The organism is Streptomyces sp. NPDC001381, from assembly GCF_042895685.1.
Lineage (GTDB): Bacteria > Actinomycetota > Actinomycetes > Streptomycetales > Streptomycetaceae > Streptomyces.
Genome location: NZ_JBIAWO010000004.1, coordinates 216,467 through 237,048 on the forward strand (window position 1 = coordinate 216,467; position 20,582 = coordinate 237,048).

General features: G+C 70.1%; 20 protein-coding genes and 1 pseudogene. 9 read left to right on the forward strand and 12 right to left on the reverse strand.

Annotated features, from left to right (window positions below; all coding sequences use genetic code 11):
* Position 1: 1 nt before the first annotated feature.
* Complete coding sequence (locus ACFY2L_RS19610; protein WP_390659824.1) at positions 2–484, forward strand: NUDIX domain-containing protein; 483 nt, start codon at positions 2–4, stop codon at positions 482–484.
* A gap of 25 nt (positions 485–509) precedes the next feature.
* Here the strand turns inward: ACFY2L_RS19610 and ACFY2L_RS19615 are convergent, their stop codons facing one another.
* Together ACFY2L_RS19615 and ACFY2L_RS19620 are read right to left on the reverse strand one after the other, a co-directional pair.
* A complete protein-coding gene (locus ACFY2L_RS19615) occupies positions 510–2,159 on the reverse strand; it encodes a globin domain-containing protein (protein ID WP_390822918.1) in 1,650 nt (549 codons plus the stop codon).
* 403 nt (positions 2,160–2,562) lie between these two features.
* A complete protein-coding gene (locus ACFY2L_RS19620) occupies positions 2,563–3,195 on the reverse strand; it encodes an HAD family hydrolase (RefSeq protein ID WP_390659822.1) in 633 nt (210 codons plus the stop codon).
* A 180-nt stretch (positions 3,196–3,375) separates the two neighbouring features.
* Here ACFY2L_RS19620 and ACFY2L_RS19625 point away from each other — a divergent pair, with 180 nt between their 5' ends.
* Positions 3,376–4,242 (forward strand): GNAT family N-acetyltransferase, encoded by an 867-nt coding sequence (locus tag ACFY2L_RS19625; protein WP_390659821.1) that lies wholly within the window; start codon positions 3,376–3,378, stop codon positions 4,240–4,242.
* A gap of 87 nt (positions 4,243–4,329) precedes the next feature.
* On the opposite strand, the gene ACFY2L_RS19630 is transcribed toward ACFY2L_RS19625, so the two are convergent.
* Positions 4,330–4,749 carry a heme-binding protein gene (locus tag ACFY2L_RS19630; RefSeq protein ID WP_390659820.1) on the reverse strand — a complete coding sequence of 140 codons (420 nt, stop codon included), beginning with the start codon at positions 4,747–4,749 and terminating at the stop codon, positions 4,330–4,332.
* Between the two features lie 96 nt (positions 4,750–4,845).
* Positions 4,846–6,054: an MFS transporter gene (locus tag ACFY2L_RS19635; protein WP_390659819.1), complete on the reverse strand. Its 1,209-nt coding sequence runs from the start codon at positions 6,052–6,054 to the stop codon at positions 4,846–4,848.
* A 142-nt stretch (positions 6,055–6,196) separates the two neighbouring features.
* Here ACFY2L_RS19635 and ACFY2L_RS19640 point away from each other — a divergent pair, with 142 nt between their 5' ends.
* Both ACFY2L_RS19640 and ACFY2L_RS19645 read left to right on the forward strand, forming a co-directional pair.
* Positions 6,197–6,661 carry a MarR family winged helix-turn-helix transcriptional regulator gene (locus tag ACFY2L_RS19640; RefSeq protein ID WP_390822919.1) on the forward strand — a complete coding sequence of 155 codons (465 nt, stop codon included), beginning with the start codon at positions 6,197–6,199 and terminating at the stop codon, positions 6,659–6,661.
* 32 nt (positions 6,662–6,693) lie between these two features.
* Positions 6,694–7,146: a GNAT family N-acetyltransferase gene (locus ACFY2L_RS19645; RefSeq protein ID WP_390659817.1), complete on the forward strand. Its 453-nt coding sequence runs from the start codon at positions 6,694–6,696 to the stop codon at positions 7,144–7,146.
* Positions 7,147–7,238: 92 nt separating this feature from the next.
* Here ACFY2L_RS19645 and ACFY2L_RS19650 read toward each other — a convergent pair.
* A pseudogene (locus tag ACFY2L_RS19650) lies at positions 7,239–8,624 on the reverse strand (serine hydrolase domain-containing protein).
* Between the two features lie 51 nt (positions 8,625–8,675).
* Positions 8,676–9,356, reverse strand: a complete 681-nt coding sequence (locus ACFY2L_RS19655) for a TetR/AcrR family transcriptional regulator (protein WP_390823197.1) — start codon at positions 9,354–9,356, stop codon at positions 8,676–8,678.
* Positions 9,357–9,426: 70 nt separating this feature from the next.
* On the opposite strand from ACFY2L_RS19655, the gene ACFY2L_RS19660 reads away from it, so the two are divergent.
* Positions 9,427–10,536: an FAD-dependent oxidoreductase gene (locus ACFY2L_RS19660; protein ID WP_390822920.1), complete on the forward strand. Its 1,110-nt coding sequence runs from the start codon at positions 9,427–9,429 to the stop codon at positions 10,534–10,536.
* A 50-nt stretch (positions 10,537–10,586) separates the two neighbouring features.
* On the opposite strand, the gene dnaB is transcribed toward ACFY2L_RS19660, so the two are convergent.
* The gene (gene dnaB, locus ACFY2L_RS19665) at positions 10,587–12,059 is read right to left on the reverse strand and encodes a replicative DNA helicase (RefSeq protein ID WP_390659814.1); all 1,473 of its coding nucleotides are present in this window, start codon (positions 12,057–12,059) and stop codon (positions 10,587–10,589) included.
* Between the two features lie 459 nt (positions 12,060–12,518).
* Between dnaB and ACFY2L_RS19670 the strand changes: the two genes are divergently transcribed.
* On the forward strand, positions 12,519–13,856 hold the full coding sequence (locus ACFY2L_RS19670; RefSeq protein WP_390822921.1) for an MATE family efflux transporter: 1,338 nt from the start codon (positions 12,519–12,521) through the stop codon (positions 13,854–13,856).
* A gap of 207 nt (positions 13,857–14,063) precedes the next feature.
* On the opposite strand, the gene rplI is transcribed toward ACFY2L_RS19670, so the two are convergent.
* The 4 genes from rplI to rpsF all read right to left on the reverse strand — a co-directional run bounded on the left by rplI (position 14,064) and on the right by rpsF (position 15,812).
* A complete protein-coding gene (gene rplI / locus ACFY2L_RS19675) occupies positions 14,064–14,510 on the reverse strand; it encodes a 50S ribosomal protein L9 (RefSeq protein WP_390659812.1) in 447 nt (148 codons plus the stop codon).
* A gap of 18 nt (positions 14,511–14,528) precedes the next feature.
* Positions 14,529–14,765, reverse strand: a complete 237-nt coding sequence (gene rpsR, locus ACFY2L_RS19680) for a 30S ribosomal protein S18 (RefSeq protein ID WP_003949403.1) — start codon at positions 14,763–14,765, stop codon at positions 14,529–14,531.
* Positions 14,766–14,846: 81 nt separating this feature from the next.
* Entirely contained in the window at positions 14,847–15,440 is a 594-nt protein-coding gene (locus ACFY2L_RS19685) for a single-stranded DNA-binding protein (protein ID WP_390659811.1), read from the reverse strand.
* Between the two features lie 81 nt (positions 15,441–15,521).
* The gene (gene rpsF / locus ACFY2L_RS19690) at positions 15,522–15,812 is read right to left on the reverse strand and encodes a 30S ribosomal protein S6 (protein ID WP_004950685.1); all 291 of its coding nucleotides are present in this window, start codon (positions 15,810–15,812) and stop codon (positions 15,522–15,524) included.
* A 286-nt stretch (positions 15,813–16,098) separates the two neighbouring features.
* Between rpsF and ACFY2L_RS19695 the strand changes: the two genes are divergently transcribed.
* The 3 genes from ACFY2L_RS19695 to ACFY2L_RS19705 all read left to right on the forward strand — a co-directional run bounded on the left by ACFY2L_RS19695 (position 16,099) and on the right by ACFY2L_RS19705 (position 18,829).
* Positions 16,099–16,413: a hypothetical protein gene (locus ACFY2L_RS19695; RefSeq protein ID WP_390659810.1), complete on the forward strand. Its 315-nt coding sequence runs from the start codon at positions 16,099–16,101 to the stop codon at positions 16,411–16,413.
* 213 nt (positions 16,414–16,626) lie between these two features.
* Positions 16,627–17,748, forward strand: coding sequence for a peptidoglycan bridge formation glycyltransferase FemX (femX, locus tag ACFY2L_RS19700; protein ID WP_390659809.1), 1,122 nt, complete (start codon positions 16,627–16,629; stop codon positions 17,746–17,748).
* A 49-nt stretch (positions 17,749–17,797) separates the two neighbouring features.
* The gene (locus tag ACFY2L_RS19705; RefSeq protein WP_390659808.1) at positions 17,798–18,829 is read left to right on the forward strand and encodes an alanine racemase; all 1,032 of its coding nucleotides are present in this window, start codon (positions 17,798–17,800) and stop codon (positions 18,827–18,829) included.
* 163 nt (positions 18,830–18,992) lie between these two features.
* On the opposite strand, the gene ACFY2L_RS19710 is transcribed toward ACFY2L_RS19705, so the two are convergent.
* Positions 18,993–20,522 (reverse strand): glycosyltransferase family 87 protein, encoded by a 1,530-nt coding sequence (locus tag ACFY2L_RS19710; RefSeq protein WP_390822922.1) that lies wholly within the window; start codon positions 20,520–20,522, stop codon positions 18,993–18,995.
* Positions 20,523–20,582 lie beyond the last annotated feature (60 nt).

Consider the following 20,582-nt stretch of genomic DNA (forward strand, 5'->3'; position numbering starts at 1 on the left):
CATGACCGTCCGACCTGTGGTCAAGCGCACCGCCCGTGCCGTTCTGCTGGACGGCGACGACCTGATCCTGATCAAGCGCACCAAGCCCGGTGTCGATCCCTACTGGGTCACGCCCGGTGGCGGCGTCGAGCCGGATGACGCGACCGTCGTCGACGCCCTGCACCGCGAGGTGCACGAGGAACTCGGCGCGAAGATCACCGACGTGGTTCCCTGCTTCGTCGACACCGTCGAGCACATCGGCGAGGACGGCGGCGCGACCGGAGTGAAGGTCCAGCACTTCTTCGTCTGCCGTCTGGAGTCCATGGATCCCGCCCAGCGGCACGGCCCCGAGATCGACGAGCCCGCCGGCGAGTACGAGATCGTCTGGGTGCCGTTCACCCGGGTGGGTATCGCTTCCGTCCATCTCGTACCGCTGTCGCTGCGCCACTACCTCGACGGCAACATCGAGGGCGTACGGGCCATGCACGCACCCGATCTGGGGTGAGGGCCCACGGCATCCGGATCCGGCGTCAGCCGCCCGTGGCGACGAGTTCCTCGACCGAGTCGTGCCGTATGCGCTCGACGGGGAAACCGACGCCGCGCAGGGCGTCCACCCCGCTGCGGATCATGCCGGGCGGACCGGAGACATAGGCGTCGTACCCGGTCCAGGGGCCGAAGGTACGGATGGCGTCCGGCAGCTGGAGCAGGCCGTGCCGGTCCACCACGGGGTGGACCTCCAGCCACGAGTGCGACAGCTGGAGCCTGCGCATCGTGTCGATGTCGTACAGGTCGTGATCGCTGCGGGCGCCGTAGAACACCTCGACGGGGCGGCGCGCGCCGTGTTCGGCGACATCCTCGATCAGTGCCTTGATCGGGGCTATGCCGGTGCCGCCGCCCAGACAGAGCAGGCCGCTGTCCCGGCCGTGGTCGACGGTCATGGATCCGGCCGGCGGACCGAGCCGTACGACGTCGCCGGGGTGGGCGCGGTGCACCAGGGCGTTGGAGACCCACCCGGCCGGAACGGCCTTCACATGGAAGGTGAGGAGCCCGTCGGAGCGGGGGGCCGACGCGAACGAATAGTGCCGCCAGATGCGCGGCCACCACGGGGTCTCGAGGCTCGCGTACTGCCCGGCGAGAAAGGGATAGGGCTGGTCGGGGCGGAGGGTGAGGACAGCGACGTCGGGCGTTCTGCGCTCATGGGAGACGACCTCGGCGTGCCACCAGGCCGGAGCGCGCAGTTCGTCCGCGGCCGCCGCGTCGATCATGACCTGGGAGATCGTCGTGTATGCCCGGACCCAGGCGGCTTCCGTCTCGGCGCCCCAGACGGTGTCGGCGTACTTGCTCAGCGCGCCGATGAGGCACTCACCGACGGCCGGATAGTGCTCGGCGCGGGTGCCGTACTTGCGGTGCCCGCGGCCGAGGTTCTGCAGGTAGTCGACGAGGACCGGGGTGTTGTCGATGTGCTCGGCGGCGGTCAGCAGGGCCTTGAGCAACCGGTCGCGCTGGGCGTCCATCGCCGGTGGGAAGAGGGGGCGCAGTTCGGGGTGGCGGACGAAGAGCAGGGCGTAGAAGTACGAGGTGACCTTGTCGGCCACCGGGGCCACCTCGACCATGGTCCGGCGGATGAGCACGGCGTCCGGCGAGGCCTCCCGGACGGGGGCGGGACGCTTGGCGGGAACCAGCGGATCGGTCAGCGGGGGCATCTGGACCGCCGGGGGAGGAAGCGGTTCGGCGAGCCCGGGCCGGGAAGGAACGGCCTCTGCGGGCCGCGGCGGGGGTGAGTCGGCCCAGGAGGTCGCCCGCTCCGGAGCGGGCGGGCTGAGCGGGCTCTGCGGCCCCGGCTCCGGCCCCCGCGCCGCATCGGTGTCCGGCCCCGGCGCCGAGTCGGCGTCCGGTCGGTGCGTCGGCCCTGTCTCCTTCCGTCGGCCCGCGTCCTCCCTCCGCTGCTCCGCGTGGGCGGGAGCGCCCTGGGGCGGGTCGCCGTCGCCGACGGTGGTGCCGCGGCCGCGGCCCACCGGCCGCAGCGCGGCCAGGCGGTGGCCGCCCGGCGCGCCCTGCTCGCCTGCGGCAGCCGGCTCCGGCTGTTTGCGCGGGGTGAACCATCCGTCCCCGCCGCCGGACGTGCCGTTGTCGGCCGACTTGGTGGTCGGAGCGTCCATGGTGTGCCTCGCCTCGAACATCTTTCGGTCGGTCTGCGCACTTCCTGGCTCGGAAGAGGCCTGCTTCCCCCGCAGACGGCTTGGTATTCCGTGCGGTCCGCGACCGGCAAGGCCGCGGTCCCCGTTTTCCGCTCCGCATGAACGCACAAGGCGAGAGTGCGACCTGGTCCGCAGCACTCTCACCGCAGCGTCCCATCCCGTGGAGACGCTCCGGCCGCACAACCGGAAATGCGGGTCTTCGATCTCTCCGTCCCGTTAGGCTGCATTGCCCTGCTCTCGGCCCGCCCGGAATGTGTGCGCCAGGTCCGGCGAACACCGCTCCCGAAGCGAACCGGAGTCGACCATACCGGCCGCGGTCGACCGCACAAGTCCCCCCTTGCCTCCCCGGGGCACGGCTCGGGGAGTGAACCGTCGATTCCCTCAACTACCGGGCGGGACACACCAATTCATAGGCTTCCCACAGATCCCTACCCGAGTAGGAATGGGTCGCGAGGCTCGCCAGATGATGGTCCGCATTCACCGCCACGGACACGGGTACGGCGCCGAACAGGTCCTTGTCGGAGAGCGAGTCGCCGTAGGCGACACAGTCGTCCCGCGTCACTCCGAACTCGGCGCACAAGCGATCGGCGATCACCACCTTCGCCGCGGCATTGAGCACCCCCGCCGGATCCACCGGCGCCGTGAAAGGAAGCGCGGGAAAACGGGATCCATAGGCTGCGTGGGCGCCCCAGCCCGTGAGTCTTTCCACGAAGAAGGAGGGCGAGAGCGACACGACGGCGCAGTACTCCCCTCTGCTGCTGATCTCCGCCCAGACCTCACGAATGCGGGCCAGCCACGGCGCTCCCTCGAACGCCGCCGTCACATGGTCCTCGGTGAGGCTCGTCCACAGGGCGTGCACCTGGGTCGCGTACTCGGGCGGCCCGATCCGACCTGCGGAGATCGCCTGTTCCAGCGCCACCGTCTCGGCCACCAGGCCGAGTTGGCGGGAGATCTCCAGGGGCGCGGACGTCCCGTGCAGCAAAGTGCCGTCGAGGTCGAAGAGATGAAGTCTCGCCATGGGCCGGGGCTAACCATGGGTGCTGTCAGCCGCGGAGATCCCGCCCTTCGCCGGGCACCGCGGTTTCACGTGAAACGGTCTCCTGCCGTCCTGTGCCGTTTCCGCGACATGGCCAAAAGCGCGTACGTCACCCGGGAATCCGGTGGACGCCAGGGGTGCCCGTCGGACAGCCTGACCCGCGTGCCGACTCCTTCCCTCGCCGCTCTGCCCGTTCGCCGCCTGACGCACCGCGACCTCACCGCCTGCGCCGACCTGTCCGAGGACCGGGGGTGGCCGCGCGAGGAGCACAAGTGGGGTCTCCTCCTCTCCGCCGGGCAGGGGTACGGCATCGACGACCCCACCGGGGGGCTGGTCACCGCCTGCGTCGTCACCGCGTACGGTCCGTCCGACCGTCCTGCCCTCGGGGCCGTCGGGATGGTGCTGGTCGCCGAGCGGCACGCCCGGCAGGGCGTCGGCCGCCGGCTGATGCGACACATCGTCTCCACGATGGGCTCCACCCCGCTGACCCTGCACGCGACCCCGAACGGCCGTCCGCTGTACGAGGAGCTCGGCTTCAACGTCACGGGGCGGGCGGAGATGGTGTGCGGGCACTTCAGCCCGGACGCACCGCCGTCGGACATCGTCACCCGCCCGGCCACGGCCGAGGATCTGCCCTCGATCCTCAGGCTCGACGAAGAGGTGTTCGGCGCCGATCGCACGCACATGATCACTCGGCTGCCCGCCTTCGCCGACCAGTTGCGGATCGCCGAGGACAACGGCCGGATCATCGGCTACGCCGCCGCCTGGCCCAACATGGCCACCCATGTCGTGGGTCCGCTGATCGCCCGGGACACCGAGACCGCGAAGGCCCTGCTGGCCTCCCTCGCCGCCCGCACCGACCGGCCGCTGCGGACCGACATCGACGTACGGCACGAGGAACTGCTGGCGTGGGTGAAGGAACGGGGCCTGGAGTCCGTGGCCTTCAACGCCGTCATGAACCTTGGCATCGCGGACCTCCCGGGCGACTGGAGCCGGCGGTTCGCGCCGCTGACGGTGGCGGCCGGCTGAGGCACCCGCACACGACGACGCCGGTTCCCCGGGGCTGTGGGAAACCGGCGTTCTGTCTGCGATCCGGCGCTCAGCGGGCCGCCGCGGTCAGCCCAGCGTCCGCACGGCGGCCGCGGCGAAGGCGTGGTCCTGCTCCGGGGCGGCGCCGCCGACTCCGATCGCGCCGATCAGCCGGCCGTCGCGGTGGACCGGTATGCCACCCGCGATGAACAGCAGCGGCCGGTCGAGCGCGGTGGGGAGGGTGTGGAAGGGCCCTCCCGGCTGCACGGCGTCGACGAGGCCGGCGGTGGGGGCGTCGAGCTGCAGCGCGGTGTACGCCTTGCGGGTGCTCGTCTCGCCCGACACGAGCACGGCCCGGTCGTCCCGCCGGAAGGCGAGCAGATGGCCGCCCGCGTCCAGGACGGTGACGCTGACCGTGGCCCCGGCCGCCTCGGCGGCCCGGCGGGCGGCCGTGACCAGGACCTCGGCGTCGTCGGTGGTGAGGGGCGCGACGGCGGTGGTGCTCATGTGGGGGTCTCTCCTTGCGGTGCTGCTGAGGCTGTGGGTGCGGTGAGGGGGTAGGGGCCCGACGGGGCGGCTCCGGCCCGTCGGGGCGGGCGAGGGTCAGTGGTGGACGGCCGTTCGCTGCGCGGCGGGCGCGGCGCCGGCGACGACCGTGCCGGAAGCGCCGTCACGGCGTTCCAGCGCGGACGAGACGAGGGCGAGGAGCAGGGCGGCCGCGGCGAGGACGGCGCCGACCCAGTTCGGGGCGGTGTAGCCGAGGCCGGCGGCGATGACGAGACCGCCGAGCCAGGCGGACAGCGCGTTGCCGAGGTTGAAGGCGCCGATGTTCACGGCCGAGGCGAGTGTCGGGGCGCCGTGGGCCTGGTCGAGGACCCGCTTCTGCAGCGGCGGGACGGTGGCGAAGCCCAGGGCACCGATCAGGGCGATCGTGAGGGCCGCGAGGACCTTGTTGTGGGCGGTGAGCGTGAAGAGGGCCAGAACGACCGCCAGAGCGCCCAGAGAGACGTACAGCATGGGCATCAGGGCGCGGTCGGCGAACCTGCCGCCGACGAGGTTGCCGCCGACCATGCCGAGCCCGAAGAGGACCAGCAGCCAGGTGACGGAGCCGTCGGCGAAGCCGGTCACGTGGGTCATCATCGGCGCGATGTAGGTGATGGCCGCGAAGACGCCGCCGAAGCCGAGCACGGTCATCGCCATGGCGAGCAGGACCTGGGCGTTCTTGAAGGCGGCCAGCTCGTGACGCAGGTGCACGCCCTCGGCCCGGGGCATCTCGGGGACCAGCCGGGCGATGCCGGCCAGGCCGACGACGCCGAGGACGGCGACGATGCCGAAGGTGACCCTCCAGCCGACGTTCTGCCCGACGAGGGTGCCCAGCGGGACTCCGACCACGTTGGCGACGGTCAGACCGGTGAACATCATGGCGATGGCGCCGGCCTTCTTGTCCGGGGCGACCAGATCGGCCGCGACGACCGAGCCGATGCCGAAGAAGGCGCCGTGGGCGAGCGAGGCGACGACGCGGCCGACGAGCATCACGGTGAAGACGGGCGCGACGGCGGAGAGCAGGTTGCCGACGATGAACAGGCCCATCAGGAGCATCAGCATCCGCTTGCGGGAGACCCGGGTGCCGAGGACGGTCATCAGCGGGGCGCCGAACATGACGCCGAGCGCGTAGCCGGTCACCAGGAAGCCGGCCGTGGGGATGGAGACCCCGAAGTCGCCGGCGACCTCGGGCAGCAGGCCCATGATCACGAACTCGGTGGTTCCGATGCCGAAGGCCCCGATCGCGAGGGCCAGAAGCGCGAGAGGCATGGAGGGTGGACCTTCCCAGAAGATTGCAGGTGCGCTTTACGTGCGCACACAATAGTTGCAGACGCGGCATACATGCAAGCGCCGACTATTGCACTGCTGCTCTATCCTGGTGTCAGCCGCTCCGGGACGGAGGAGAACGCCCATGACCGCGACGGACCCCGCGCTCACCGCCCTTGCTCAGGGCTGGTGCGCCCTCTCCCTGCTGCACGGGAGGATCGAGGCCCACATCGAGCGGGCGCTGCAGGCCGGGCACGACCTGAGCGTGCGCGAGTACTCCCTGCTCGACGTGCTGAGCCGGCAGCACGACGGCGAAGGGGGCCATCTGCAGATGAAGCAGGTCGCCGACGCGGTCGTCCTCAGCCAGAGCGCCACCACCCGGCTGGTCAGCCGGCTCGAGGACCGTGGCCTTCTGGAGCGCTATCTCTGCCCCACCGACCGCCGGGGCATCTACACCGACGTCACCGAGGCCGGCCTGGCGCTGCTCGCCGCGGCACGGCCGACCAATGACGCCGCTCTGCGCGAGGCCCTCGACGAAGCCGCGAGGAATCCCGAACTGGCACCCCTGGTACGGGTCGTGGAGTCACTGAAGGCACCCGCCGCCGCGTAGGGCGCGGCGGGGAAGGCGCTTAGGGTGCGGCCATGGGAGATCTTGAAATCCGGCCCGCGGTCGCCGAGGACATCCCCGCGATCGTGGACATGCTCGCGGACGACCCGCTGGGCGCCCAGCGTGAATCCCCGGACGACCTCACGCCCTACCGCGTGGCGCTGGAGCGGCTCAGCACCGATCCGAACCAGCGCCTGGTCGTCGCCGTGCGCGAGGGGCGCGTGGTCGGCACCCTCCAGCTGACGATCATCCCCGGTCTGTCCCGCCGGGGCGCCACCAGGTCGATCATCGAGGGTGTGCGGGTGCACGCCGACGAGCGCGGCAGCGGTCTGGGCACCCGGTTCATCGAGTGGGCGGTCGAGGAATCCCGGCGGGAGAACTGCCAGTTGGTGCAGCTCACCTCCGACACCACGCGCACCGACGCCCATCGCTTCTACGAACGGCTGGGGTTCGTGGCCTCGCACGTGGGCTTCAAGCTGCAGCTCTGAGAGCCCGGCTCGCTGCCGTGCGGGAGCCGGGTTCGACGACAGAGGTGCTGTGTTTCACGTGAAACGCAGCACCTCCTTCTCCGCCGGAGCGGTCAGCCGATCCCTCGCCAGCCCTCCGGGTGCACCCCACCGGGCACGTCGGCGCCCTCCTCGTACGGCTGACGCGTGAACACGAACGATCCGAGGTCCAGGTGGTCCAGGGTGCCGTCCGGCCGCCGTACGGCCCGTAGGACCTCCCCGGCGAAATAGCCCTCGATACCGGTCCAGCTGCCGTCCGCGTTCGGCCGGAACCGCGAGCGTCGGCCACCACCGGACAGCGGCCCCAGCGAGACGAGCCCGTCGGCCGTCACCCGCAGGACGGAGGGGCTGGTCCCCCAGTACCACTGGCCCGCCAACTCCAGCACGGAACGGTCTGCTTCCCGCAACGGCCGCCACGGCTCCGGGATCCGTGGCTCCGCCTCCGCGACGAGGCGTACGAGATCGGTGGCCACCTGCGCCACGAAGGGGCCCGAGGTGCAGTTGGCGAGCACCACCGCGGCGACGTCGTCCTCCACCCCGATGAAGAGAGACGCGAGGAAGCCCGGCACCGAGCCGGAATGCCCCACGAGCAGCCGCCCGTCACGGTGCAGAAGCTGCAGTCCGAGCCCGTACGTGGAGCCGTCCGCCAGTTCCGCAGCCTCGGCCGGCGCCGCCGGTGTCCGCATCTCCCGCAGGGTCTCCGCGCTCAGCACCCGGTCGTCGCCCCGCAGCAGGAAGGCGGCGAACCGCGCGAGGTCCGCGGTCGTGGACCAGAGCTGGCCCGCCGGGGCCATCGGCCCGTAGTCCTCGACGGGTTCCGGCTGCATCACATCCGCCCAGGGATGCACCGCCCAGCCGCCTGCTGACGGGGCCTGCGGTCGGACACCCGTGCGATCCAGCCCCAGAGGTTCGAGCACTTCTCGCCGGAGCACCTCCTCCCACTGGGCGCCGCGCAGCTTCTCGACCAGGGCGCCCAGGACGGCATAGCCCGGATTCGAGTAGTGGAACCGGCGGCCGGCCGGATGCGGGGCCGTCCGGTCGCCGAGGACGTCGGCGAGCTCGGGCCGCAGGGAACCCGGCGTCCGCTCCCATTAGGGGCCGGGCGTCTCGGCCGCCAGCCCTCCCGTATGGGCGAGCAGTTGGGCGATCGTGAGCTCCCCCGCCCCGGTGCCGGGCAGGTGTTTGTCCAGCGGGTCCTCGAGGTCGAGCGCTCCCTCGTCGCGCAGCCGCAGCACCAGAACGGCGGTGAAGGTCTTGGTGATCGAGCCGATCCGGTACTGCACGTTCTCGTCGGGTCCGTGCCCGTCGACCGAGGTCCGCGCCCCGTGCCACACGGCCCGCCCGTCCCGTACGACCGCGGCGACGAGTGAGGGGGCACGGCCCTCGGCCTGGGCCACGGCGATCCGGTGCAGCAGCGCCCGCCGGGTACCGGGCAGCAGCTCTTCCTGAGGTGTCGTCATGGGCTCAGTCCACCCGCTCACGCGGCCCGCGTCGAGTGCGTTGCGCCCAGGTCACCGTGAGATGCGGGCTTCGATGCCGTCGAGCAGGCAGTCGAGGCCGATCCGGAAGGTGTGGTCGGCGTCCAGGTGGGCGGCATCGCGCACCACCGTGGCCAGCGCGGGGAATCGGCCGGTGGCGAAGGTGCGCTCCAGATAGGGCCCGAGTGAGGCCTGCCAACGCTTCTCGTCCAGCCCGGTGGCCCGCTCGGCACGCCGCTCGGCGATCTCCCGACGCACCGCGCCGATCACGTACGCGTTGACCGCGGCGACCACCGGCATGACGGCGTCCACGTCGACCTCGCCCAGCGCGGCCACCACGGTCTCCCCACTGGCCAGCGCGTGCGGCCCGAGCTGGGGTCGGCCACCCAGCAGATCGGCGAGCCATTCGTGCTCGTGAGCGGCGTGCCGAGTGGATTCGGCAAGAGACCGGAGCACCTCCCGCCAGCCGTCTCCGACCGGCCGGATCCCGGCGTAAGCGGCGTCGACCATCAGGTCGAGCAATTCCTCCTTGCCGGCGATGTAGCCGTACAGCCGCATCGGACGGACGTCCAGCGCGGCGGCGACCTTGCGCAGCGACACCGCTTCCAGGCCGTCCGCGTCGGCCAGCTGGATCGCCGCTCGCACGATCCGGTCCCGGCTCAACGGGGCCGGCACGGGTCGATTCGGTGGCTCCGGTCTCTCCCACACCAACATTCCGCCAACAATACTGTGCATCGCGCCATACAGTGTATCGACCAGTACGGCGTATCGGAGGGAAGTGACCATGACCATCGCCATCGTCGGAGCCGGCCTCGGCGGCCTCGCTCTCGCCCGCGTTCTGCACGTGAACGGCATGGATTCCGTCGTGTACGAGCGTGACTCGTCACGCGGTGCACGTGGTCAGGGCGGCATGCTCGACATCCACTCCGGCCAGCGGGCGCTGCGCGAGGCCGGTCTGATCGACCGGTTCCACGCGATTGCCCGTGGTGAAGGCCAGGACATGCGTCTTCTCGAGCCGGACGGCACCCTGCTGCTCCAGGAGGACACACCCGACGACGCCCCGCTCGAGCGACCCGAGGTCGACCGCGCCGATCTGCGCGCCCTGCTGCTGGACTCCCTCCCGGAAGACGTGGTGCGCTGGGGCCACGCGTTCGAATCCGCCGAGGACGGCCTGCTGCACTTCGCCGACGGCAGCAGTGCGCCCCACGACCTGCTGGTCGGCGCGGACGGCGCGCAGTCCCGGGTCCGCACGCTGCTCACCGACGCCCGCCCGACGCACATCGGCCAGAACGTCGTCGAGCTCGGCATCCCCGACATCGACCGCACGCACCCCGACCTCGCGGCCATGGTCGGGCGCGGCAACTACTGGGTGCTCGGCAACGGAGTGTCCCTGGCGGCGCAGCGCAACGGCGACGGCCGCGTTCGCATCGGCCTCAGCTTCTACAACACCGCCGAGGACTGGTTCGCCACCAGCGGGATCCGGTTCGACGACCCGGCCGCAGCCCGGGCGCGGCTGATCGACCTGCTCCCCGGCTGGGACTCACGCTTCACCGCGCTGATCGCGGCCTGCGACGACATGATCGTGCCGCGGTCGATCACCACGCTCCCGGTCGGCCTGACCTGGCCGTCGACGCCGGGCGTCACGCTGCTCGGCGATGCCGCGCACCTGATGCCGCCGGTGGGAGAGGGGGCCAACATGGCGCTGCTCGACGGCGCCCTGCTCGGTCTCGCGCTGGCCGCGCACCCCGCCGACTTTCCCGCCGCCGTCAGAGAATACGAACGCGAGATGTTCGAACGCACCAGCGCTGCCGCCCGGATGTCGGCGGACATGCAGGAACTGCTGATGTCGCCGGACGCCGCCCAGAGATTGCTCGCGTTCTTCCAGCCCGGCTGAAAGCGACCGAAGGCGACCAGGACCGGTCACCAGGGGGTTTCCGGCCGGGATCAGGTCTGCGCCATGTCCACGAAGCGCGAGTAGTGGCCCTGGAAGGCGACGGTGATCGTGGCCGTGGGACCGTTACGGTGCTTGCCCACGATGATGTCCGCCTCGCCCGCGCGCGGTGACTCCTTCTCGTAGGCGTCCTCGCGGTGCAGCAGGATCACCATGTCGGCGTCCTGCTCGATGGAGCCGGACTCACGCAGGTCGGAGACCATCGGCTTCTTGTCCGTGCGCTGCTCGGGACCGCGGTTGAGCTGGGAGAGCGCGATCACCGGGACCTCCAGCTCCTTCGCCAGGAGCTTGAGGTTACGGGACATGTCCGAGACCTCCTGCTGCCGGCTCTCGGAGCGTTTGCCACCGGACTGCATCAGCTGCAGATAGTCGATGATGACGAGCCTGATGTCGTTGCGCTGCTTCAGCCGGCGGCACTTGGCGCGGATCTCCATCATCGACAGGTTCGGGGAGTCGTCGATGAAGAGCGGCGCGGACGAGACCTCGGGCATCCGGCGCGCCAGGCGCGTCCAGTCCTCGTCCGTCATGGTGCCGGAGCGCATGTGGTGCAGGGCGACGCGGGCCTCGGCGGACAGCAGCCGCATCGCGATCTCGTTGCGGCCCATTTCGAGGGAGAAGATGACGCTGGGCAGGTTGTGCTTGATCGACGCGGCCCGGGCGAAGTCCAGCGCGAGCGTGGACTTGCCCATGGCGGGACGGGCGGCGATGACGATCATCTGACCGGGGTGCAGCCCGTTGGTGAGCGAGTCGAGGTCCGTGAAGCCGGTGGGCACACCGGTCATCTCACCGCTGCGCGAGCCGATCGCCTCGATCTCGTCGAGGGCGCCCTCCATGATGTCGCCGAGCGGGAGGTAGTCCTCGCTGGTGCGCTGCTCGGTGACCGCGTAGATCTCGGCCTGCGCGCGGTTGACGATCTCGTCGACGTCGTCGTCCGCCGCGTATCCCATCTGCGTGATGCGGGTGCCGGCCTCGACCAGGCGGCGCAGCACCGCACGCTCGTGCACGATCTCGGCGTAGTACTCGGCGTTGGCCGCCGTCGGCACGGTCTGGACGAGGGTGTGCAGGTACGACGCCCCGCCGACCTTGTTGATCTCACCGCGCTTGGTGAGCTCCGCGGCGATGGTGATGGGGTCGGCGGGCTCGCCCTTGGCGTAGACGTCCAGGATCGCCTGGAAGATCGTCTCGTGGGCGGGCTTGTAGAAGTCGTGGCCCTTCAGGACCTCTACGACGTCGGCGATGGCGTCCTTGGACAGGAGCATGCCGCCGAGGACGGACTGCTCGGCGTCCAGGTCCTGCGGCGGTACGCGCTCGAAGGCGCTGCCGCCCTCCCACTCACCGCTGTCCCGGCCGCGCTCGTGCTGTTCGTCCCGGCCGCGGCCGCCGTCACCGCGCCGACGGGCGGAGGGCAGACGATCACTGGGTCCACTGTCGGCCCACGGGTCGTCCAAGGGCTCGGAAATGCTCACCGAGCCACCTCCTCCCGTCCGCCGAGCGGACCTCGCCGTGCCCTCAGTTCTACGGCACGACACTGACAATTGAGAGGCCCAACTCCGGTTCAGGCGCGACTGTTTTGTGAGGGTTTCACGGGCCGTCGGACGCAGCGGGCGCCGGACCACGGTAGGCCCGCGGGCACCGTCAGCCAATCTGGTTATCCACAGGGCATGTGGACGACGGCCCGGATGCTGTGGACAACTCCGCGAAACCTGTGCACGAGCCGGTGGACAGCCCTGTGAACAAGCCCTCGTCTTTTCTTACCGACCGTCGCTGACCTGCTGCTTTACGATCCACCGGCTGTGCAGAAGAAAAACTTTCCCGGTCAGCGCAAGATCGCTTCGAACGAGGGGCGGGACGACACGCAGCGCAACGAGAGGTAAGGGTCACAACTGCTTTGCATCTCTTACCTGTGGACGATTAGATTGGTGGCCATGACACAGGCTCCCGCGACCCCCCGGGCCACCCGCCGCCAGCACGATCGGGAGATCGTCGCGCTGGCCGTCCCCGCCTTCGGTGCTCTCGTCGCCGAGCCCCTCTTCGTCCTGGCCGACAGCGCGATCGTCGGCCATCTCGGCACCGCCCAGCTCGCCGGGCTCGGCATCGCCTCCGCTCTCCTGACAACGGCCGTCAGCGTCTTCGTCTTCCTCGCCTACGCCACGACCGCGGCCGTCGCCCGCCGCGTGGGGGCCGGTGACCTCCCCGCCGCCATCCGCCAGGGCATGGACGGCATCTGGCTGGCCCTGCTGCTCGGCGCCGTCGTCATCACCGCCGTCCTGCCCACGGCCCCGGCACTGGTGGAACTCTTCGGAGCCTCGGACACCGCCGCGCCGTACGCCACCACCTATCTGCGGATCTCGGTGATCGGCATCCCGGCCATGCTCGTCGTGCTCGCCGCGACCGGGGTACTGCGGGGCCTCCAGGACACGAAGACGCCTCTGTACGTCGCCGTCGCGGGCTTCGTCGCCAACGCCGCCCTGAACGCCGTGCTGGTGTACGGCGTCGGACTGGGCATAGCCGGCTCCGCCTGGGGAACGGTCGTCGCCCAGTGCGGCATGGCCGCCGTCTACCTCGCCGTGGTCATCCGGGGCGCCCGCCGCCACGGGGCTTCCCTGCGTCCCGACGCCGCCGGCATCAGGGCGTCCGCCCAGGCCGGGGTGCCCCTGCTGGTTCGTACGCTGTCCCTGCGGGCGATCCTGATGATCGCCACGGCCGTCGCAGCCCGCCTCGGAGACACCGACATCGCCGCGCACCAGATCGCGCTGTCCCTGTGGAGCCTGCTCGCCTTCGCCCTCGATGCCATCGCCATCGCCGGACAGGCCATCATCGGCCGGTACCTCGGCGCGGGTGACGCCCAGGGCGCCCGCGAAGCATGCCGCCGCATGGTGCAGTGGGGCATCGCCGTCGGACTGGTACTCGGCCTCCTGGTCATCGTCGCCCGGCCCGCCTTCCTGCCGTTGTTCACCAGCGACTCGGGCGTGACGGACGCCGCGCTGCCCGCCCTGCTCGTGGTGGCACTGTCCCAGCCGGTCTGCGGCATCGTCTTCGTCCTGGACGGCGTACTGATGGGAGCGGGAGACGGACCGTATCTGGCCTGGGCGATGGTGCTCACCCTCGCCGTCTTCACTCCCGTGGCGCTGCTGGTCCCGCTCCTCGGAGGCGGCCTCACCGCACTCTGGGGAGCGATGACGCTGATGATGACCGTGCGCATGCTGACGCTCTGGCTGCGGGCCCGCTCCGGCCGGTGGATCGTCACCGGCGCGACGCGCTGACCCCGTCACGTGCGGCCCGTGCTCCCTGTTTCACGTGAAACAGTGACCGTCGCCGCCCCGTTTCACGTGAAACACGGCGCGTTCCACCGCACGCGCCCTGACGACTCCCACGTCGAGGCAGGAAAGCCACGACATGCAAGAGGGGCCGCACCCCGCGGGGTGCGGCCCCTCTCACTGACTCGAGCGAGCCCAGCGATCACGCGGCGATCAGGCCGCGACGACCTCGATGCTGACCTTGGCGGCAACCTCGGGGTGCAGACGCACGGACGTCTCGTGGGCGCCCAGGGTCTTGATCGGCGTACCGAGCTCGATGCGGCGCTTGTCGACCTCGGGGCCACCGGCAGCCTTGATCGCGGAAGCGATGTCGGCCGGGGTGACGGAACCGAAGAGACGACCGGCGTCGCCGGAGCGAACGGCCAGGCGGACCTTGACACCCTCGAGCTGGGCCTTCACAGAGTTGGCCTGCTCGATGGTCTGGATCTCGTGGATCTTGCGAGCACGACGGATCTGCTCAACATCCTTCTCGCCACCCTTGGTCCAGCGGATAGCGAACTTCCGCGGGATCAGGTAGTTGCGAGCGTAGCCGTCCTTGACGTCGACGACGTCGCCGGCGGCGCCGAGGCCGGAGACCTCGTGGGTGAGGATGATCTTCATGTTTCGGTCACCCTTCCCTTAGCGCGCGGTGGACGTGTAGGGCAGCAGCGCCATCTCACGGCTGTTCTTGACGGCCGTGGCGACGTCACGCTGGTGCTGCGTGCAGTTGCCGGTCACGCGGCGGGCACGGATCTTGCCGCGGTCGGAAATGAACTTCCGCAGCATGTTCGTGTCCTTGTAGTCCACGTACGTGACCTTGTCCTTGCAGAAAGCGCAGACCTTCTTCTTCGGCTTGCGCACAGGCGGCTTCGCCATGGTGATTCTCCTGTGTGATCAAGAAGTGGGGATACGACCCGCCCTCGACCTGCTCGGACCCGGACGACCGGGCCCGAAGGTCTAGAAGGGGGGCTCGTCCGAGTAGCCGCCGCCGCTGCCGCTGCCGCCGGAGTTTCCACCCCAGCCGCCACCGCCGCCCTGGTTGCCACCGGCGGGAGCGCCGGTCGCCCAGGGGTCGTCGGCGGGAGCGCCGCCGCCCTGCTGACCGCCGCCGGGGCCGCCGCCCCAGCCGCCGCCGGCCTGGCCGCCACCGCCGCCGTAACCGCCCTGGCCACCGCGTCCGCCGCCACCGCTGGTCTTGGTGACCTTGGCCGTGGCGTTGCGCAGGCTGGGGCCGACTTCCTCGACGTCCAGCTCGAAGACCGTGCGCTTGACACCCTCACGGTCCTCGTAGGACCGCTGCTTCAGCCGGCCCTGCACGACGACGCGCATGCCTCGCTGGAGCGACTCCGCGACGTTCTCCGCCGCCTGGCGCCAGACCGAGCAGGTCAGGAACAGGCTTTCGCCGTCCTTCCACTCGTTCGTCTGACGGTCGAAGGTGCGGGGGGTGGACGCGACACGGAACTTCGCGACCGCCGCACCCGAGGGGGTGAAGCGCAGCTCGGGGTCGTCGACAAGATTGCCGACGACCGTGATGACGGTCTCGCCTGCCATGGGGGAACCTCTCGGCGGGTTTGCTGCTGCTGGCTGCTTGTGCTGCTACTCAGAGTCCCGAGATCGGCTGAGCGGGAGAGCTCAGTGGGTCTCGGGGCGGAGGACCTTGGTCCGGAGGACCGACTCGTTCAGGTTCATCTGGCGGTCGAGCTCCTTGACGACCGCAGGCTCGGCCTGCAGGTCGATGACCGAGTAGATGCCCTCGGGCTTCTTCTTGATCTCGTACGCGAGACGACGACGGCCCCAGGTGTCGACCTTCTCCACCTTTCCGTTGCCCTCACGGACGACGGAGAGGAAGTTCTCGATCAGCGGGGAGACAGCGCGCTCCTCGAGATCGGGGTCGAGGATGACCATCACCTCGTAGTGACGCATGTGGAACCCACCTCCTTTGGACTCAACGGCCACGGTCGTTCCGTGGCAGGAGGGTTGTGATGCGTAAGCAACGGTATCGGCCGCCACTGACAATCGGGGGTCGGCTGGCGACCACCCGCACTGACCTGGGCGGAGTTCCTGGCTGTGCCTGGGCAGACACCGGTGCAGAGGGTACAGACTACCCGCACACACGCTTCCGGTTGAAATCAGGCCGCGGGGACCGCCAATCTGTACACGTCGGGTGTGTATGGCGCTACGATGCGCCGCCTTCCGCAGGAGGTGCCCCATGGCACAGGCATTGCGACCCAACACCGGAGTCGGTTCCCTCTTCGCCACCGACGGCAGGGCCCATCCGGTCCAGGACGCCCTCATGGCGGTGACCCTGGTCCTCGGACTGGTGTCGTTCGTCACGGCGATGTTCGACAACCTGCATCTGATCAGCTCCTGGACCGGTCTGGTGGGGATCGGGACCGGCGCCTACGGACAGTGGATCTCCGAGACCACCCGTGAGCGCTTCTTCCTGATCCTGGGCCTCGGGGCCTCTGGCGTCGGCTTCTTCCTCGGCATGGCGCACGGCGGTCTGTTCGGCGGACTGTGGTGACCCCACCGTCCCCCGTCCGGCCCCACGCGCACCGCCGGCCGCCGAGGGACACGTAGGACATCTACGAACCCTGACGTAACGCCCCGGCCGCCAACTGGCCGGGGCGAAGGTGCCGTACGCCCAGTCAGGCCGCGCGCCGGGCGCAGTAGGCTTCGGCGCTAGAGCCGGAGCCCCTGTACCCATGGGGACACACCAGCCCGAGGAGCGCCCCGAATGAGCCTGACCCTGAGGACGATCAGTCGCGAGCAGCATCTGGCGTACATCCAGAGCCTGCCGTCGGCGAGCCACATGCAGGTTCCGGCCTGGGCTGACGTCAAGGCGGAGTGGCGTTCGGAGAACCTCGGCTGGTTCGACGAGCGCACCGGCGAACTGGTCGGCGTGGGTCTGGTCCTCTACCGCCAGCTGCCCAAGATCAAGCGCTACCTGGCCTATCTGCCCGAGGGCCCGGTCATCAACTGGTACGCGCCGAACCTGACGGAGTGGCTGGAGCCGATGCTCGCCCACCTCAAGCAGCAGGGCGCGTTCTCGGTGAAGATGGGCCCGCCGGTGATCATCCGGCGCTGGGAGGCCGCCTCCATCAAGGCGGGCATCCAGAACCCGGACGTGAAGCGGCTGCGCGACATCGAGGCCGACTTCATCGAGCCGCGCGCCTTCGAGGTGGCCGACAAGCTGCGCCGTATGGGCTGGCAGCAGGGTGAGGACGGCGGCGCCGGCTTCGGTGACGTCCAGCCGCGCTACGTCTACCAGGTGCCGCTGGCGAACCGTTCCCTTGAAGAGGTCCACAAGAACTTCAACCAGTTGTGGCGCCGCAACATCAAGAAGGCCGAGAAGGCCGGTGTCGAGGTCGTCCAGGGCGGCTACCACGACCTCGAGGAATGGCAGCGGCTGTACGAGATCACGGCCGTGCGCGATCACTTCCGGCCGCGCCCGCTGTCGTACTTCCAGCGCATGTGGACGGCCCTCAACACCGAGGACCCCAACCGCATGCGGCTGTACTTCGCCCGGCACAACGGCGTGAACCTGTCGGCGGCGACCATGCTGATCGTCGGCGGGCACGTCTGGTACTCCTACGGAGCCTCCGACAACATCGGCCGTGAGTTCCGCCCGTCGAACGCCATGCAGTGGCGGATGCTGCGCGACGCCTACGCGCTCGGCGCCACCGTGTACGACCTGCGCGGCATCTCGGACTCGCTGGACGAGACCGACCACCTCTTCGGCCTGATCCAGTTCAAGGTCGGCACGGGCGGTCAGGCCGCCGAGTACCTCGGCGAGTGGGACTTCCCGCTGAACAAGCTGCTCCACAAGGCTCTCGACATCTACATGTCGCGCCGCTGACGTCACACCTCCCCACTTCCCAGCCACGAGAAAGGTCCCAGGTCCGGCCATGGCGCTCACGCTCTACGTCGACACCGCGCGCTGGCGGGCGCACCACAAGCACGTGCAGGAGCAGTTCCCGGGGCTCGTCCCGGTCTGCAAGGGCAACGGCTACGGCTTCGGGCACGAGCGGCTGGCGGAGGAGGCCACCCGGCTGGGCTCGGACATCCTCGCCGTCGGCACGACGTACGAGGCCGCGCGCATCAAGGACTTCTTCGGCGGCGACCTGCTGGTGCTGACGCCGTACCGGCGCGGTGAGGAGCCCGTGCCGCTGCCCGACCGGGTGGTGCGTTCGGTGTCGTCGGTGGACGGCGTGTACGGGCTCGTGGGCGCCCGGGTGGTCATCGAGGTGATGTCGTCGATGAAGCGGCACGGCATCAGCGAGCAGGATCTGCCGCAGCTGCACGCCGCCATCGAGAACGTGCGGCTGGAGGGCTTCGCCATCCACCTGCCGCTGGACCGCACCGACGGCTCCGACGCCGTCGAGGAGGTCATCGGCTGGATGGACCGGCTGCGCGCGGCCCGGCTGCCGCTGCACACCATGTTCGTCAGCCACCTCAAGGCGGACGAGCTCGCCCGGCTGCAGCAGCAGTTCCCGCAGACCCGGTTCCGGGCCCGCATCGGCACACGGCTGTGGCTGGGGGACCACGAGGCCACCGAGTACCGCGGCGCCGTCCTGGACGTCACGCGCGTCGCCAAGGGCGACCGTTTCGGCTACCGGCAGCAGAAGGCGGCCTCGGACGGCTTCCTGGTGGTCGTGGCGGGCGGTACGTCGCACGGGGTGGGTCTGGAGGCCCCCAAGGCGCTGCACGGCGTCATGCCGCGCGCCAAGGGCGTCGCCCGCGCCGGCCTCGCCACGGTGAACCGGAACCTCTCGCCGTTCGTCTGGGGCGGCAAGCAGCGCTGGTTCGCCGAGCCGCCGCACATGCAGGTCTCCATCCTGTTCGTGCCCTCGGACGCGCCGGAGCCCTCCGTCGGCGACGAGCTGGTGGCCCATCTGCGGCACACCACGACCCAGTTCGACCGGCTCGTGGACCGCTGAGACGCGTGGACCACTGAGACCGTGGACCGCTGACCGAGGCGGCGGGCAAGCCGAGAGACGCAGCAGGCAACAGGAAAGGCCGCACCCGAGAATCGCCGGGTACGGCCTTTTCCACGTGCGCGTCCGGTCCGGCTCCGCTACGGCCGGAGGGCGCGTCGTTCGCTCACGGCGAACCGTCGACGGCGTCCGGCCTGCCCCATTCCAGCTGCGGTCCTTCCTGCCTGCCCCACTCCACCTGAGCGCCCTCGTAGGGAGAGGCGTGGCGGGGCGGATGGGCCGCGGCACCGAGGACGAAGACGTCCTCCGCCTCGTCGAGGACACCCCCCGAGGGGTCGTCCTCGCCGCCTTGGCGCACCACGTCCCGCTCCGGCATCAGGATGTCGCGCACGACCACGGCACACAGGTAGAGCGTGCCCAGCAGGTGCACCCCGATGACCCAGTGGTAGCCGTCGGTCGGCAGCCCCTTGTGGGCGTCTCCGCTGGTCGTGTAGGCGAGGTACATCCAGATGCCGAGGAAGTACGCGACCTCGCACGCCTGCCAGATCAGGAAGTCCCGCCACTTGGGCCGGGCCAGCACGGCCAGCGGCACCAGCCACAGGACGTACTGCGGCGAGTAGACCTTGTTGGTGACGATGAAGGCCGCCACCACCAGGAAGGCGAGCTGGGCGAACCGCGGGCGGCGCGGTGCGGTCAGCGTCAGCCAGGCGATACCGGCGAAGCACACCACCACCAGGAGCGTGGCGAGCGTGTTGACGCTGTCGGTGGTGAGGGGATCGCTGGAGTTCTGGGCCAGGATCAGCCAGAAGGATCCGAAGTCGACGCCCCGCTCCTGACTGAACCGGTAGAACTTCGACCAGCCCTCGAAGGCGAAGAGCATCACCGGCAGGTTCACCACCAGCCAGGCGACGGCCGCGCCTCCCAGAGCCTTGCCGTAGTCCCGCCACTTCCCCGCGCGCCAGCAGAGCAGGAGGAGCGGTCCGAGGAGGAAGACGGGGTAGAGCTTGGCGGCCGTGGCGAGCCCCAGCAGCACGCCGAAGGCGAGGGAGCGGCCCCGCGCCCACATCATCATCGCCGCGGCCGTCAGGGCGACGGCCAGCAGGTCCCAGTTGATGGTGGCGGTCAGCGCGAAGGCGGGCGCCAGAGCCACCAGCAGACCGTCCCAGGGACGCCGGGCGTGCGTCCGTGACACACAGACCGCGATGACGGCCGCGCAAACCATCAGCATCCCGGCGTTGACCATCCAGTACCACTGCTCCTGGTGCTGGATGCTGCCGCTGCCCGGCGTCAGCCAGGCGGCGACCTCCATGAACACTCCGGTCAGCACCGGGTATTCGAGGTAGTCCATGTCGCCGCTGAGCTTGTCGAAGTACGGCACGAGCCCGTCGGCGAAGCCACGCCCCTGGTAGAGGTGCGGGATGTCCGAATAGCAGGCGTGGGTGTACTGGGTGCTGGCACCGAAGAACCAGCCCCGGTTGTAGCAGGGCGCCTTCTGGACCAGGCCGAGGGCGAACATCCCGATCGCCACGAGCGCGACGACCCGCACGGGCGTCCACCAGGACGTCCCGAGCAGGGCCCGCGGTCCGAGGGGGCCGCCGATCAGCTCGCTGCCGGCCTCGGCCACCTTGTCGTCCCTGGTCGGCCGCACCGGCTCCGGCTCGTGCACGCGCGCTGGCGTCGATTCTGCACTGGGCATGGGCCACATCCTGCCGTACCGAGCTAGGAAAAAGCCGAGAGCCGCCCCACCTGGTGCGAT

What these genes read in the sequence shown, in the direction of transcription:
- ACFY2L_RS19610 (WP_390659824.1), top strand. Translation starts at nt 2, where the DNA reads ATGACCGTCCGACCTGTGGTCAAGCGCACCGCCCGTGCCGTTCTGCTG.
- ACFY2L_RS19640 (WP_390822919.1), top strand. Translation starts at nt 6,197, where the DNA reads ATGACCGCGACGGACCCCGCGCTCACCGCCCTTGCTCAGGGCTGGTGC.
- ACFY2L_RS19710 (WP_390822922.1), bottom strand. Translation starts at nt 20,522, where the DNA reads ATGCCCAGTGCAGAATCGACGCCAGCGCGCGTGCACGAGCCGGAGCCG.
- ACFY2L_RS19695 (WP_390659810.1), top strand. Translation starts at nt 16,099, where the DNA reads ATGGCACAGGCATTGCGACCCAACACCGGAGTCGGTTCCCTCTTCGCC.
- ACFY2L_RS19635 (WP_390659819.1), bottom strand. Translation starts at nt 6,054, where the DNA reads ATGCCTCTCGCGCTTCTGGCCCTCGCGATCGGGGCCTTCGGCATCGGA.
- femX (WP_390659809.1), top strand. Translation starts at nt 16,627, where the DNA reads ATGAGCCTGACCCTGAGGACGATCAGTCGCGAGCAGCATCTGGCGTAC.
- ACFY2L_RS19630 (WP_390659820.1), bottom strand. Translation starts at nt 4,749, where the DNA reads ATGAGCACCACCGCCGTCGCGCCCCTCACCACCGACGACGCCGAGGTC.
- ACFY2L_RS19705 (WP_390659808.1), top strand. Translation starts at nt 17,798, where the DNA reads ATGGCGCTCACGCTCTACGTCGACACCGCGCGCTGGCGGGCGCACCAC.
- ACFY2L_RS19655 (WP_390823197.1), bottom strand. Translation starts at nt 9,356, where the DNA reads ATGTTGGTGTGGGAGAGACCGGAGCCACCGAATCGACCCGTGCCGGCC.
- ACFY2L_RS19620 (WP_390659822.1), bottom strand. Translation starts at nt 3,195, where the DNA reads ATGGCGAGACTTCATCTCTTCGACCTCGACGGCACTTTGCTGCACGGG.
- ACFY2L_RS19660 (WP_390822920.1), top strand. Translation starts at nt 9,427, where the DNA reads ATGACCATCGCCATCGTCGGAGCCGGCCTCGGCGGCCTCGCTCTCGCC.
- ACFY2L_RS19645 (WP_390659817.1), top strand. Translation starts at nt 6,694, where the DNA reads ATGGGAGATCTTGAAATCCGGCCCGCGGTCGCCGAGGACATCCCCGCG.
- ACFY2L_RS19670 (WP_390822921.1), top strand. Translation starts at nt 12,519, where the DNA reads ATGACACAGGCTCCCGCGACCCCCCGGGCCACCCGCCGCCAGCACGAT.
- rpsR (WP_003949403.1), bottom strand. Translation starts at nt 14,765, where the DNA reads ATGGCGAAGCCGCCTGTGCGCAAGCCGAAGAAGAAGGTCTGCGCTTTC.
- rplI (WP_390659812.1), bottom strand. Translation starts at nt 14,510, where the DNA reads ATGAAGATCATCCTCACCCACGAGGTCTCCGGCCTCGGCGCCGCCGGC.
- rpsF (WP_004950685.1), bottom strand. Translation starts at nt 15,812, where the DNA reads ATGCGTCACTACGAGGTGATGGTCATCCTCGACCCCGATCTCGAGGAG.
- ACFY2L_RS19685 (WP_390659811.1), bottom strand. Translation starts at nt 15,440, where the DNA reads ATGGCAGGCGAGACCGTCATCACGGTCGTCGGCAATCTTGTCGACGAC.
- ACFY2L_RS19615 (WP_390822918.1), bottom strand. Translation starts at nt 2,159, where the DNA reads ATGTTCGAGGCGAGGCACACCATGGACGCTCCGACCACCAAGTCGGCC.